The sequence below is a fragment of the Streptomyces sp. NPDC060002 genome, from assembly GCF_042737245.1.
Classification (GTDB): Bacteria; Actinomycetota; Actinomycetes; order Streptomycetales; family Streptomycetaceae; genus Streptomyces.
This window is the reverse complement of record NZ_JBHWUW010000018.1, coordinates 48,115-61,509: the sequence shown is the minus strand read 5'-3', so window position 1 is coordinate 61,509 and position 13,395 is coordinate 48,115. Positions and strand designations below refer to the sequence as shown.

Here is a 13,395-nt window from a genome sequence, read left to right as displayed (position 1 = left end):
CCATTTCCGCACCACCGCAGCCCGCCGATCTTCCCCCGTCGGCGGGCTGCGCTCTTTTGCGCCTGCCCGGCGCCGCTCTCACGGAGGTGGTTCCTCGCCGTCGCGGTTCCTCGATCGATGGTTGCGGTGACTGTCGGGAGCATGTCGGTGCTGTCGGCGTCCTGTCGGTGGTTTGTCGGCGGGGGTCGGCAGAGTTCCTGTCATGACGCGAATCGACAAGAACCCCGGTGGCGCGGACAGCGCCGTGACCGTGCGGGGGTTGGCCAAGCACTACGGCGAGACCAAGGCGCTGGACGGGGTCGACCTGGATGTACGGGCGGGAACCGTCATGGGGGTGCTCGGGCCGAACGGCGCCGGCAAGACGACCCTCGTGCGGATCCTGTCCACCCTGCTGGCCGCCGACAGCGGGCAGGCGACCGTCGCCGGCTACGACGTCCTGCGCCAGCCCCGGCAGCTGCGCCGGGTGATCGGACTCACCGGGCAGTACGCCTCCGTGGACGAGAAGCTCCCCGGGTGGGAGAACCTGTACCTCATCGGGCGGCTGCTCGACCTGCCCCGCAAGGATGCCCGGACCCGCGCCGACGAGCTGCTGGAGCGGTTCTCGCTCACCGAGGCGGCCAAGCGGCCCGTGAGCACGTACTCCGGCGGTATGCGGCGGCGGCTCGACCTCGCCGCGTCGATGATCGGCCGGCCGCAGGTGCTGTTCCTGGACGAGCCGACGACCGGGCTCGACCCGCGCACCCGCAACGAGGTGTGGACCGAGGTCAAGGCGATGGTCGGGGACGGGGTCACCGTCCTGCTGACCACCCAGTACATGGAGGAGGCCGAGCAGCTCGCCTCCGAGCTGACCGTCATCGACCGGGGCAAGGTCATCGCCGGCGGCGGCATCGAGGAGCTGAAGGCCCGGGTCGGCGGCCGGACGCTGCGCGTACGGCCCGCCGACCCGCTGCAGCTGCGGCCGCTGGCGAGCTGGCTCGACGAGCTCGGCATCACCGGGCTCGCCACCACCGTCGTGGACGCCGAGCGCGGTTCCGTGCTGGTGCCGGTGCTCAGCGACGAGCAGCTCACCGCCGTGATCGGCGCGGTCAGCGCGCGCGGCATCACGCTCACCTCCCTCACCACCGAACTGCCCAGCCTGGACGAGGTCTTCCTGTCCCTCACCGGCCACCGCGCGAGTGCCCCGCAGGACGCCCAGCCCACCGAGACCCGCGAGGAGGTCGCCGTATGAGCGCGGCCACGATCGACATCAGCACGACCGCCGACACGCGCATCCCGTTGCGCAGCCACCTCCGGCACACCGGCGCCCTGATCCGCCGCAACCTGCTGTGGATCCGGCAGGACCCCGAGTCGATGTTCGACGCGGTCCTCTTCCCGGTGATCTTCACCCTGCTGTTCGTCTACGTCTTCGGCGGCTCGATCGGGCAGTCGCTGGGCGGCGGGCAGGAGGCGTACGTGCAGTACGTCATTCCCGGGCTGCTGGCCATGATGGGGATGAACATGGCGCAGGGCGTGGGCACCGGCTTCAACACGGACTTCAACTCCGGGGTCATGGACCGCTTCCGGTCGCTGCCCATCGGACGCGGCTCGGTGCTCTTCGCCAAGATCGTCGTCGAGCTGATGCGCATGCTGGTCGCCTGCGTCATCCTCATGGTGGTGGCCGTCCTGGTGGGCTTCGACATCACCCACTGGCCCGGCCTGTTCGCCGCCGTGGGGCTCGCCACGGTGTTCGGCTCGGCGCTGATGTGGGTGTTCATCACCCTCGGCGTGGTGATGAAGAGCGCGCAGTCCGTGCAGGCGATGGGCTTCCTGGTGCTGATGCCGCTCCAGTTCGGCTCGTCGATCTTCGCCCCGACCCGGTCGATGCCCGGCTGGCTCCAGAACTTCACCGAGTACAACCCGCTGTCCTCGCTCGCGGACGCGGCGCGCGGACTGATGGTGGGCGGTCCTGTCGCGCACGGACTGTGGGTGACGCTGGCCTGGTCGATAGGGCTCACCGCGGTGATGGCGCCGGTCGCGATCCACAAGTTCCGCACGAAGACCTGAGCCGGGGCGCCGGACGGGTGACGGCCCGACGCGTCACGGCCGGTCGCGTCGGCACGAGTCACAGCAGGGCGGTGGCCTCCTCGTAGGAGAGGCCGCCGCCCTCGGCGTACGCGCTCTCGAACTCCGCGTCGCCGAGCGCACCGCGCGTCCGGGTCACAGCCAGGTCGCGCGCCTCGCGCTCCACCCGCGGGGGGACGTGGCGCGGCGACAGCAGGGTGTCGGCGGCGCCCAGGCAGCGGGCCGCGTCGGCGGCGCGGCCGCCCCCGTCCACGCCGCAGAGGGCGGTCGCGGCGATGAAGAGATAGAAGGAGCGCATCTGGGGGGCCATGGCCACGGACAGCGGATCCGTGGCCCGTTCCAGGGCGGTCCGGATGCCGGTCAGGGCCTGCGCGGACAGGCCGTCGACCGCGTCCAGCCACGCCTGCGCGCCCAGGATGAAGGCGTCGAAGACCGCGAAGTGACCGAGGTCGAACTGCTCGCGCAGCAGGCACAGTTGCTCGCGGGCCTCGGCGCGGCGCCCGGTGGCGCCCAGCCAGCCGGCGAGGAAGAGACGGGCGAAGTGCATGGCCTCGTTGACCCCGCCCTCCTCACCGGCGATCGCCTCGCGCAACATGCGCTCACCCCGCTCCTCGTCACCTCCCTCCAGCAGCGCGCTGCCCAGCCGGGCGGTGAGAACCGCCGACTGGGAGCGGGCGCCGAGCCGTTCGGCCTGCTCGATGGCGCCCTCGTAGTCGGCGGCGGCCTCACGGTAGGCCCCGAGGCGTTCATGGGCCTCGGCGCGGGCGGAAAGAGCCTCGGCGGTGCCCCAGGCGTCGCCCAGGCGCTGGAAGATCTCCAGGGCCTCGGCCGCGTCACGGAACGCGCTCCCGGCCCAGTCGGCGCGGTTGGCGAGGATGTTGGCGCGCATCTGGAGGCAGGAGGCGAGCTCCCACTCGTAGCCGGGCGTCCTGCGGCAGGTGTCGACGTTGGCGTCGATGATCTCGCGGACGCCGGTCGGGCCGCCGGTCATCATCACGGCGAAGAACCAGAGCATGCCGGGTGCGCGGCAGGTCTGCGGCTGGCCGGGCTCGTAGGCCGCGGCGATCAGGCGCAGTTTGGCCTGCGACGTCGAGGTCTGCCAGGCCTCCATCTCGGTGTCCATACAGGCCAGATGGGCCAGGTGGACACCGCGCCGGGCCTCCGCGAGGATCTCGCCGGTCATCGGCGGCGGGGCGTCGATGCAGGACTTCCACACCGGCGCGGCCGGGTGCAGGGGTTCCGCGAACGGGTCGGGGCCGAGGGCCATGACCTCGACGCACCAGGTGCGGGCCTCGAGGCGCAGGTCGCGCATCTGCCAGTACCAGACGAGGGACAGGGTCAGGCATAGCGCCTCCTGCTCGTCTTGTGCCGCGACGGCGCGGCCCAGCGCGGTGCGCAGGTTCTCGTACTCCAGCTGCAGGCGGTCGATGGCGTCCCGCTGACCGGGGCCGCGCAGCAACGGATCGGTGGTGCGGGCGAGTTCGCGGTAGTACGTCAGATGCGCACGCTCGGCCGCCTCCCGCCGCCCCGACTCGTCCAGCCGCTCGCCCGCGTACTCGGCGACGGTCTCCAGAAGCCGGTAGCGCATGTCGCCCCGGGGCCCCGGGGCGGCGACGACGAGCGACTTGTCGACGAGCGAGGCGAGCAGGTCGAGCGAAGCGAGGGAGTCGTGGCCGGCGCGGGAGCCGGCGGTGGCCGGGCCGCACACCGCTTCGACGGCCGCGAGGTCGCAGCCGCGGGCGAAGACCGACAGGCGGGCCAGGACGTCGCGTTCATCCTCGTCGAGCAGGTCCCAGGACCAGTCGACGACGGCCCGCAGGGTCTGCTGGCGGGGCAGGACGGTCCGGCTGCCGGAGGTCAGGAGCCGGAACCGGTCGTCGAGCCGGTCGGCGATCTGGCGGGGCGTCAGCATCCGCAGCCGGGCGGCGGCGAGCTCGATGGCGAGCGGCAGGCCGTCGAGCCGGCGGCAGATCTCCGCACAGGCCGCCGCGGTCTCGTCGTCGGCGTCGGGCCGGAATCCGGGACGGGCGGCCGCGCCCCGGTCGGCGAGCAGCCGCAGCGCCACCCGCTCCGGCAGCGGAGCCAGCGGTCGCAGCACCTCCCCGGGCACGCCGAGCGGCTCACGGCTGGTGGCCAGCACCGTCACCTCGGGGCAGCGCGCCAGCAGCTCCTCGACGAGCCGGGCGGCGGCCTCGACCACGTGCTCGCAGTTGTCGAGGACGATCAGCATGCGGCGTCGGGCGCAGTGCTCGACCAGACGCTCCAGGGGGTCGTCGTGGCGCTCGGCGGCGACCCGCATCTCCTCGGCGCCGGCGCCGTACAGCACGGTCTCGCGGGCTCCCACGGCGGTGAGGACCGCCTGCGGCACGGCGTCCGGGTCGGCGACGGGCGCGAGTTCGGCCAGCCAGATGCCGTCGCGCGCGGTGTCCCGTACGGTCTCGGCGGTCTCCTGCGACAGCCTGGTCTTGCCGGCCCCGCCGGGCCCGAGCAGCGTGACGAGCCGCGCGCTCGCGAGGTCCCCCCGGATGGCCGCGATGTCGTCCTCCCGGCCGACGAAGGAGGTGAGGCGGGCCCGGAGATTGCCGAGCGGCGTGGACGGCAGGGCGGGGGAAGCCGGCGACGGCGCCCTGCCCGAGGGCGCGGGCAGGACGGGCCGGGACGGTTCCCCGGGGTCTCCCGGATCGCCGGGTGCGAGCAATTCCGCGTGCAGGGTGCGCAGTTCGGGGCCGGGGTCGGTGCCGAGGCGGTCCGCAAGGAGACGGCGGACCTCGTCGTACGCGGCCAGCGCCTGAGCGGTGCGGCCCGCCTCCCGCAGGGCGCGCAGCCGCAGGGCCTGGAGGGGCTCGTCCAGCGGGTGGGCGTCGCACAGGGCGGTGAGTTCGGGCAGCGACCGCTCGGCCTGGCCGAGGGCGATCGCGGCGGTGTGCCGGGCGCGCACCGCGTCGAGGCGGCGGGCCTCCCAGCGGGCCGCCTCGGCGGCGCGGTCGGGCAGGTCGGCGAGGACCGGGCCCTGCCACAGGGCGAGGGCGTCGTCGAGGACGACGGCCGCCTTGGCGGGGTCCCCGTCGGTGAGCGCGCGGATGCCGTCGGCGGTCAGCCGCTCGAAGCGGTGCAGGTCGACGTCGTCCGGGGCGGCGGCCAGCCGGTAGCCGCCCTCGGCGGAGTCGATCGCGCCCGCCCCGAGGGCCCGGCGCAGCCGGCCGACCAGTGCCTGGAGCGCCCCCGGCGCGTCGGCGGGCGGGTCGCCGGCCCACACCTCCTCCACCAGCAGCCCGGCGGGAACGGTCCGGCCGGCCCGCAGCGCCAGCACGGCCAGCAGGGCGCGCAGCCGCGCACCGCCGACGGCGACGGGGATGCCGTCCGGACGGAGTGCCTGGGTGGTGCCGAGGATGCGGTAGCGCACGGGGTCCATTCTCTCCGGTGGGATCGACGTCGGTCACGGGGTTTCGGCGGGGTGGCGCGAGCCGGATGTCCCACGTTTCCCGTCCCAGGAACCGAGGGCCGGCCACGAGACGTTTTCCCGGTATGCCCGGGCCGGGTACGGTCGGGCAGTTCCACACACGCGTACGAGTTCAGGGGGCCCCATGACCACCGCCACCACCCGCAGCGCCGAGCGGAGGATCAGCCCCGTCTTCCTCGGGATCCTGGCCGTGACGGCGGTCACCGGCTGGGCCACCTGGACGGGGTTCGCCGAGCAGCCGGGCATGGCGGTGTTCTTGTTCGTGACGGCCGCCTGGATCGTGTCCCTGTGTCTGCACGAGTACGCACACGCGCGTACCGCCCTGCACAGCGGTGACATCTCGGTCGGCGCCAAGGGGTATCTCACGCTCAACCCGCTGAAGTACACGCACGCCCTGCTCAGCGTGGTGTTGCCGGTGCTGTTCGTGATCATGGGCGGGATCGGCCTGCCGGGCGGTGCGGTCTTCATCGAGCGGGCGCGGATCCGGGGGCGGTGGCGGCACAGTCTGATCTCGGCGGCCGGTCCGCTGACGAACGTGCTGTTCGCGGTGGTGTGCACGGCGCCGTTCTGGCTGGACGCGCTGGACGGCGTGCCGGCCGACTTCCGGTTCGCGCTCGCCTTCCTCGCCCTGCTCCAGGTCACGGCGGCGATCCTGAACTTCCTTCCGGTGCCCGGTCTGGACGGCTACGGGGTCGTCGAGCCCTGGCTGTCGTACAACATCAAGCGGCAGGTGGAGCCGTTCGCGCCGTTCGGCCTGCTGTTCGTGTTCGCGCTGCTGTGGGTACCGGCGGTCAACGGGGTCTTCTTCGACATGGTCGACGCGGTGCTGCGCGGTCTCGGGATCGGCGACCTCGAGACGTACTGCGGTCAGTCGCTGTACCGCGTCTGGCAGGACGCGAACGAGTACTGCGCGGTCAGCCGCTGACGTCGGCCCCCGCGGCCCTGCGCGCCTTCTCCCGCTTCATGTAGTACCAGGTCATGTTGGAGGACAGGCCCGCGAGCAGCACCCACACGACGCCCAGGAAGCTGCCCTGGACGAAGGAGACGACCGCCGCGGCCACGGCGAGTACGCAGACGACGAGGGTGTAGAGGGCGAGCCGCCGGGTCGGGCTGGGCGGGGGCAGGGGGGACATGGGTCCGGTTCTCCTGTCGGGGGGACACTGCTGGGCCGGCTCCTACGGGCCGGCTACGACCAGTGTCCCCCATGCGCTCATACGTCCGTGACGCGCAGGCCCGCGTGGGCCTTGTAGCGGCGGTTGACGGAGATCAGGTTGGCGACCAGGGACTCCACCTGGTGGGCGTTGCGCAGCCGCCCGGCGAAGACGCCGCGCATACCGGGGATCCGGCCGGCCAGCGCCTGGACGAGCTCGACGTCGGCCCGCTCCTCGCCCAGCACCATCACGTCGGTGTCGATCTCGTCGATCTCCGGGTCCTGGAGGAGGACCGCCGAGAGGTGGTGGAAGGCGGCGGCGACGCGGGAGTCCGGCAGCAGGGCGGCGGCCTGCTCGGCGGCGCTGCCCTCCTCCGGCTTCAGCGCGTAGGCGCCCTTCTTGTCGAAGCCGAGCGGGTTGACGCAGTCGACGACCAGCTTGCCGGCCAGTTCCTCGCGCAGGGACTCCAGGGTCTTGCCGTGACCGTCCCACGGTACGGCGACGATCACGATGTCGCTGCGGCGCGCGGTCTCGGCGTTGTCGGCGCCCTCGACACCGTTCCCGAGCTCGTCGGCGGCGGCCCGGGCACGGTCGGCGGCACGCGAACCGATGATCACCTTCTGGCCGGCCTTGGCGAGCCGGTAGGCGAGACCCTTGCCCTGCGGGCCGGTCCCGCCGAGCACGCCGACGACCAGTCCGGAGACGTCGGGAAGGTCCCACGGGTCCTTGGCGGGGGCCTTCGCCGGGGCGGCCGCGGAGGCGTTCTGTGCACTGTCGGTAGAGGTCATGGGCCGACTTTACGTGGGCGTGCCGAGCGGTCCTTCGTCATGTCGGGTGAACGAGGGTCGAACCCCGGGCGGGCGGCGGCCGGTTGCGGCACGATGCGGCCGCATGGACGCCGTACGGGTCGCGCTGCTGCGGGAAGTGCTCGCCGGGACCGAGTGGCTGGGGGCCACCCGGAGGTTCGCCGGCGTGCTGCGCGGGTCGGTCGTGTCGCACGGAGGCGGGCTGCTGCTGGTGGGCACGGCGGCGTACGAGCCCTGGCACCTCGCGGCGCATCTGGTGGACGAGGCCGCGTGGTCGGGTACGCCGGAGCTGGCGCCGACCCTCGTACGGCATGACGCGCGTCCTTCCGACCCGGCGCATCTCGCGGTCGGCCTGGGCCGGATCGAGGCGGCCCGGCGGGGCGAGACGCTGCTGGTGGCGTCGCCGTCGGGGGACGCACCGCTCCTCGACCGGGTGTCGGACGCCCGGCGGGCCGGCGTCGTGATCCTGGCCCTCGGTCCCGGTGAGGGTGAGCTGACGGCCCTGGCGCACGAGACGCTGGCCGTGCCGGACGGCTCCGAGCTGGACCTGGACGCCGTGCAGCACCTGGTGAGCGCGGCCGCCGGCGAGACGCTGCCCCCGGCGAGAGGGCGCCGGCGTTTCGCCGACCGGCTCTCCCACCTGGCCGAACGGCTGACGGCACCGCCCCCTCCCCCCTGGTGACCTGCCCGCCCGCCTGCCCACCGGTGTCGCCGGACAGCAGTTGCCCGGAGCGCCGCTCCCGCCCGGGCACGGCCCCTCGTGACCGACGACGATGCGACACGCGGCGCGGCTGCACGACAAGAGGTCGGCAGCCGCACCGGCAGTGGACGTGTGACGGGTCGGGTGACCGGCCGTGCGGTCGCTCGGGTGATCAGTCGTCGTCCGTGGCGCCGGCCGCCGGGGCGTCGTGCCACTTGGGGTCGTTCTCCCACTCGAGATTGCGATCACGGGCGGTCTGCATCGCGTGCTCGGCCTCCGCGCGGGTGGCGTACGGGCCGAAACGGTCCTTGGCCGGGCACTCCGGCCCCTCCTCGACCTTCTTGTGCTCCAGGCAGTAGTACCACTCGCCCGGTTTCCCGACGGTCCGCTTCTTGAACAGGGGCATGACGGCTCCTCTCGCCATCGACATGTTCCCCCATGGCCGCTCGTTAGACTCACTGGCATGTCTGGCCAGTCGCTGCTCGTCCCGGGGGAGCTGTCCCCCCTCCGTTCGGTGCCCGGAAACATCCGCCGCCCCGAATACGTCGGCAAGCCCGCCCCGACGCCGTACACCGGGCCGGAGGTGCAGACGCCCGAGACGATCGAGGCGATGCGCCGGGCCGGCCGGATCGCCGCACAGGCGATGGCGGAGGCCGCGAAGCTGATCTCACCGGGGGTCACCACCGACGAACTGGACCGGGTGGCGCACGAGTACATGTGCGACCACGGCGCCTATCCGTCGACGCTGGGCTACCGGGGCTTCCCGAAGTCCCTGTGCACGAGCGTCAACGAGGTCATCTGCCACGGCATCCCGGACTCGACGGTCCTGCGCGACGGCGACATCGTCAATCTCGACGTGACGGCGTACATCGGCGGGGTGCACGGCGACAACAACGCCACGTACCTGGTCGGGGACGTCGACGAGGAGTCGCGGCTGCTGGTGGAGCGGACCCGGGAGTCCCTCGAGCGGGCGATCAAGGCGGTCCGGCCCGGCCGGCAGATCAACATCATCGGGCGGGTCATCGAGTCGTACGCCAAGCGGTTCGGGTACGGCGTGGTGCGGGACTTCACGGGGCACGGGATCAACTCGTCGTTCCACTCCGGGCTGATCATCCCGCACTACGACAGCCCGCACGCGACGACCGTCATCCAGCCCGGGATGACGTTCACGATCGAGCCGATGCTGACCCTCGGCACGCACGAGTACGACATGTGGGACGACGGCTGGACGGTGCTGACGAAGGACCGCAGGCGGACGGCCCAGTTCGAGCACACGCTGGTGGTGACCGAGACGGGGACGGAGATCCTCACGCTGCCGTAACGGAACCGAAGGCCCGTTCCCTGCTGGGGGCGGGTCTTTTCTTGTACGCTTTTACCGACAGGGCGTCGGCAAACCCCTTGACTTAGGTAAGCCTTACCTTAAAGGATGTGGGCATGGACTCGTTCTCGACACTCATCCGCACGGCCTCCCACGAGCAGCACGTGGAGGCCGAGACCTCGACGTTCATGAGTGACCTTCTCGGCGGCCGGCTCGGTGTCGAGGCGTACGCGCGCTACACCGAGCAGCTCTGGTTCGTCTACGAGGCGCTGGAGGCCGGCGCCGGGCGGCTGGCCGCGGACCCGGCGGCCGGACCCTTCATCCAGCCCGAGCTGTTCCGGCTGCCGGCCCTGGAGCGGGACCTCGCGCATCTGCGGGGCGCCGGATGGCGGTCGGGTGCGTCGGCCCTGCCGGCGACCGAGGCGTACGCGGCGCGGGTGCGGGAGTGTGCCGAGCGGTGGCCGGCCGGGTACATCGCCCACCACTACACGCGCTACCTGGGCGATCTCTCCGGCGGGCAGATCATCCGCGACAAGGCGGAGCGGACCTGGGGCTTCGAGCGCAAGGGCGACGGCGTCCGCTTCTACGTCTTCGAGGAGATCGGCAACCCGGCGGCGTTCAAGCGGGGTTACCGGGAACTGCTGGACGGGGTACACGCGGACGACCTGGAGAAGCAGCGGATCGTGAGCGAGTGCAAGCGCGCCTTCGCGCTGAACACCGACGTCTTCCGGGCCCTGGGCGAGGAGTTCCCGCTCTCGGCGTGAGCCCGCCTCGCGGACGGACGGAAACGGGCCGGGCCCCCTCGCTCACGGCGTGGGGGCCCGGCACCGGATCAGAAACGGTCGCAGTGCTTGCCGGCCCAGAAGATGTCGGCCGAGACCGTGTCGACCGCGCCGATGTACGGGCTGCAGACACCCTTGTCCTCGCCGAAGTGGTGGTGCTGGCGGGAGTCCTCGTGGTGCTGGCGGGGACCCTCGTCGGCGGTGGCGGCCGTCGCGCCGGTGGCGGCAAGGGCGACGCCCAGGACGGTGGCGGCGAGGACTGAACGGATACGCATGGCGTTCCTCTCACGGGGCTCAGTGGTCACGCCCAGAGGTCCCCGTTCGTCCCCGCCCGCACACGCCACACCACCCGTACGGCCGCGTAAAAGTCTACGAACGCCCGCGACCGGCCCTAAGGTTCAGCGCTCCAGGAACACCCGGCCGCCGATCTCCACCCATCCGTACGGCTGCGGGGCCGTCAAAATCTGGGAACCCGCGCCCTGGGTGATGTTCAGGGCGCGGCCGAGCCGCTCGGTGAGCAGCAGCGCCGGTGCGCCCGCCGCCTCGACCTCGTCGATGCCGTCGCCGCGGCCGGGGAAGCCGCGGGCACGGATCCGGCCGGCCGGCTCGTCCTCCCAGGCCCAGGCGTAGACCCAGTCGCCGGCCGGCGGCACGGGCAGGTCGTCGACCTCGGCGGCGGTGGTGTACCGGTGGAACACGCACGGCGGGGCCCACTCCGCGCGTGCCTCGATCCAGGTGAACTCCCCGTCCAGGCGGGTGCCCACGGCGCCGGCCGGCGTGACGAGTTCGGGTACGTCGAGCAGCCAGGCGACGCCCACGCACGAATGGTCCGCGAAGGACAGGCGCCGGGTGGGCGTGTAGACGTCGATGACCCCGCGCTCGGGGTCGTCGACGAACACGGTCTCGCCGAAGCCGAGCTTCGCCGCGAGGTCCTGCCGGTCCTCGCGGTCCGGCAGCACCGAACCCTCGCGGACAACGCCCAGTTCATTGCCGTAGCCGCCGTTCGGCGCACAGAAGACGCGGAGCACGTCGTAATCAGTCACCGGGGAATTGAAGCACCGTCGGGCGACCGATCCATGGCGGGCGAAGGTCAGGGGCATCGCTTCCCGGTGCCGGGCAGCGCGTTGCTGGAGGCGGCGGTGTCGCTGGCGGCGGATCTCGCGGCCCGCACGGTCGCCGTGCCGGCGGAGCTTCCGCTCGGCGTCCTGACCGCTCTGCTCGGCAGTCCGTTCTTCTTCTGGCTGTTGCGCAGGACACGGCGCCGTCAAGGGGGTTGGGCTTGAACTCCGCCTCCCTGGGCTCAGCCCCGGACCCTCCCTTGTCGCACGGGTGCCGGCCGGCTGTGGCTGGTCGCGCGGTTCCCCGCGCCCCCGGCCCCCACCAGCCACCGGCCCCCGGCCACCGGCCGTCCGGAGCGCGCGGAGGCCGGCAGATCGGCGGCGAGTGGCCCGGGTGGTGACGCGGCGCGCGCCGCCGCTGCTCCTCGACGAGCCGACCGCCGCCCTGGACCTGGAACACCAGGGGTTGGTGTTGCGGCTGTGCCGGGAAAGGGCGCGTGAGGGGGGCGCCGTGGTCGTGGTGCTGCCCGATCCGGGGCTCGCAGCCGCCTACGCACACCGGGTCGCGATCCTGTGCGCCGGGCAGGTGGCGGCGGACGGTCCGCCGGGCGAGGTGTTCACCGCGCGGCTGCTCTCGGAGGTCTACGACCAGCCGGTCGAGGTGCTTCCGCACCCTCGGACGGGAGCCGTGCCGGTGACTCCGAAGCGGAATCTTTGAATCTCCTTTGACCATCTCTTGGGGTCCGTTTTGAGTCACCGTGATCGGCTCGTGCTCATACGGCGTCTATGAGAGGTGAATCACTGCACGGACGGGTATCACGCAGGTAAGCCTTGGATAAGTTAGGCGAGGCTCACCAAACTCTGTGAGCCGCGTCACGCCCTTATTCAGCCATCGCTGGGAGCCCGAATGCGAGCCGCCAGACTGTCCGTCGTCACCGCAGTCACCGCCGTGACCGCACTGACCGCCGTCACCGGCTGCACCTCGAAGAGCGACGCGAAAGACGGCGACCGCGTCATCAGCGTGACCGCCACCGACGCCAAGTGCGTGACCTCCAAGAACGAGATCTCCGCCGGACACGTCGAGCTCGCCATCGAGAACAAGGGTTCCAAGGTCACCGAGGTCTACATCCTCTTCCCGGACGACCGGATCGTCAGCGAGCGGGAGAACATCGGCCCCGGCACCAAGCAGCGCGTCACCGCCGAGGTGAAGGCCGGCGACTACCAGATCGCCTGCAAGCCCGGCATGAAGGGCACCGGCATCCGCCAGGACCTCAAGGTCACCGGCGGCTCGGTCGCCAAGCGTGACCCGCGCCTGGACAAGGCGGTCGCCGCCTACCGCAGTTACGCGCAGGAGCAGGCCGACGCCACGCTGCCGCTCGTCGCGACCTTCGTGACGGCCGTCAAGGCCGGCGACCTCGAGGCGGCCAAGGCGGCCTACGCGCCCTCCCGCATCGGCTGGGAGCGCACCGAGCCGGTCGCGGAGTCCTTCGGCGACATCGACCCGAAGGTCGACGTCCGCGCGGACGGCCTGGAGGCCGGCCAGACCTGGACCGGCTGGCACCGGCTGGAGAAGGCCCTCTGGCAGGACAAGAAGATCACCGCCGCGGAGAAGACCCTCGCCGACCAGCTCACCACCGACCTGACCGACTGGCAGAAGCGGGTCGGCAAGGCCGAGATCACCCCGACCTCCATGGCCAACGGCGCCAAGGAGCTCCTCGACGAGGTCGCCACCGGCAAGGTCACCGGCGAGGAGGAGCGCTACTCGCACACCGACCTGGTCGACTTCAAGGCCAACGTCGAGGGCGCCCAGAAGTCGTACGAGCTGCTCAAGCCGGTCGCGAAGGAGAACGACGCGGCGCTGGTCACCGAGCTGGACAAGCAGTTCGCCGCGCTGAACACGCTGCTGGACAAGTACCGCCCGAACACGACCTCGTACGCGTTCACCGCGTACGACAAGGTCGGCGCCGCCGACCGCAAGGAACTGTCCGACGCGGTCAACGCGCTCGCCGAGCCGCTGTCCAAGCTCGCCGCCGCCGTGGCGAAGTAACCGAGGGGCCAG

14 protein-coding genes and 1 pseudogene are annotated in these 13,395 nt (G+C 72.1%); 9 read left to right on the top strand and 6 right to left on the bottom strand.

What is annotated here, in order from left to right; genetic code table 11:
* Positions 1–202: 202 nt before the first annotated feature.
* Complete coding sequence (locus ACFWBD_RS18235; protein WP_385667591.1) at positions 203–1,228, top strand: ATP-binding cassette domain-containing protein; 1,026 nt, start codon at positions 203–205, stop codon at positions 1,226–1,228.
* Positions 1,225–2,043: an ABC transporter permease gene (locus ACFWBD_RS18230; protein WP_385667590.1), complete on the top strand. Its 819-nt coding sequence runs from the start codon at positions 1,225–1,227 to the stop codon at positions 2,041–2,043. Before ACFWBD_RS18235 ends, ACFWBD_RS18230 begins: the two co-directional genes overlap by 4 nt.
* A 58-nt stretch (positions 2,044–2,101) precedes the next feature.
* Here ACFWBD_RS18230 and ACFWBD_RS18225 read toward each other — a convergent pair whose 3' ends face one another.
* Positions 2,102–5,473, bottom strand: coding sequence for a BTAD domain-containing putative transcriptional regulator (locus ACFWBD_RS18225; protein WP_385667589.1), 3,372 nt, complete (start codon positions 5,471–5,473; stop codon positions 2,102–2,104).
* 172 nt (positions 5,474–5,645) lie between these two features.
* On the opposite strand from ACFWBD_RS18225, the gene ACFWBD_RS18220 reads away from it, so the two are divergent.
* Complete coding sequence (locus tag ACFWBD_RS18220; protein WP_385667588.1) at positions 5,646–6,446, top strand: site-2 protease family protein; 801 nt, start codon at positions 5,646–5,648, stop codon at positions 6,444–6,446.
* Here ACFWBD_RS18220 and ACFWBD_RS18215 read toward each other — a convergent pair.
* Entirely contained in the window at positions 6,436–6,654 is a 219-nt protein-coding gene (locus ACFWBD_RS18215) for a hypothetical protein (RefSeq protein ID WP_351753012.1), read from the bottom strand. The two genes, ACFWBD_RS18220 and ACFWBD_RS18215, sit on opposite strands and share 11 nt — an antisense overlap.
* A gap of 77 nt (positions 6,655–6,731) precedes the next feature.
* The gene (gene npdG, locus ACFWBD_RS18210; RefSeq protein ID WP_385667587.1) at positions 6,732–7,460 is read right to left on the bottom strand and encodes an NADPH-dependent F420 reductase; all 729 of its coding nucleotides are present in this window, start codon (positions 7,458–7,460) and stop codon (positions 6,732–6,734) included.
* Positions 7,461–7,563: 103 nt separating this feature from the next.
* On the opposite strand from npdG, the gene ACFWBD_RS18205 reads away from it, so the two are divergent.
* Complete coding sequence (locus tag ACFWBD_RS18205) at positions 7,564–8,160, top strand: hypothetical protein (RefSeq protein ID WP_385667586.1); 597 nt, start codon at positions 7,564–7,566, stop codon at positions 8,158–8,160.
* Positions 8,161–8,350: 190 nt separating this feature from the next.
* Here ACFWBD_RS18205 and ACFWBD_RS18200 read toward each other — a convergent pair whose 3' ends face one another.
* On the bottom strand, positions 8,351–8,584 hold the full coding sequence (locus ACFWBD_RS18200; protein WP_385667585.1) for a hypothetical protein: 234 nt from the start codon (positions 8,582–8,584) through the stop codon (positions 8,351–8,353).
* A 57-nt stretch (positions 8,585–8,641) separates the two neighbouring features.
* Here ACFWBD_RS18200 and map point away from each other — a divergent pair, with 57 nt between their 5' ends.
* Together map and ACFWBD_RS18190 are read left to right on the top strand one after the other, a co-directional pair.
* The gene (gene map, locus ACFWBD_RS18195; protein ID WP_385667584.1) at positions 8,642–9,499 is read left to right on the top strand and encodes a type I methionyl aminopeptidase; all 858 of its coding nucleotides are present in this window, start codon (positions 8,642–8,644) and stop codon (positions 9,497–9,499) included.
* 113 nt (positions 9,500–9,612) lie between these two features.
* A complete protein-coding gene (locus ACFWBD_RS18190; protein ID WP_385667583.1) occupies positions 9,613–10,260 on the top strand; it encodes a heme oxygenase (biliverdin-producing) in 648 nt (215 codons plus the stop codon).
* A gap of 68 nt (positions 10,261–10,328) precedes the next feature.
* Here ACFWBD_RS18190 and ACFWBD_RS18185 read toward each other — a convergent pair whose 3' ends face one another.
* Positions 10,329–10,553 carry a hypothetical protein gene (locus tag ACFWBD_RS18185; protein WP_351753031.1) on the bottom strand — a complete coding sequence of 75 codons (225 nt, stop codon included), beginning with the start codon at positions 10,551–10,553 and terminating at the stop codon, positions 10,329–10,331.
* Positions 10,554–10,676: 123 nt separating this feature from the next.
* The gene (locus ACFWBD_RS18180) at positions 10,677–11,321 is read right to left on the bottom strand and encodes a PhzF family phenazine biosynthesis protein (protein ID WP_385667582.1); all 645 of its coding nucleotides are present in this window, start codon (positions 11,319–11,321) and stop codon (positions 10,677–10,679) included.
* 45 nt (positions 11,322–11,366) lie between these two features.
* Between ACFWBD_RS18180 and ACFWBD_RS18175 the strand changes: the two are divergent.
* The 3 genes and pseudogenes from ACFWBD_RS18175 to efeO form a co-directional block, all read left to right on the top strand.
* Positions 11,367–11,561, top strand: a pseudogene (locus tag ACFWBD_RS18175) (iron chelate uptake ABC transporter family permease subunit); the annotation flags it as partial.
* A gap of 169 nt (positions 11,562–11,730) precedes the next feature.
* A complete protein-coding gene (locus tag ACFWBD_RS18170) occupies positions 11,731–12,054 on the top strand; it encodes a hypothetical protein (RefSeq protein WP_385667581.1) in 324 nt (107 codons plus the stop codon).
* 189 nt (positions 12,055–12,243) lie between these two features.
* Positions 12,244–13,383, top strand: a complete 1,140-nt coding sequence (gene efeO, locus ACFWBD_RS18165) for an iron uptake system protein EfeO (RefSeq protein WP_385667580.1) — start codon at positions 12,244–12,246, stop codon at positions 13,381–13,383.
* The last annotated feature ends 12 nt before the right edge of the window (positions 13,384–13,395 follow it).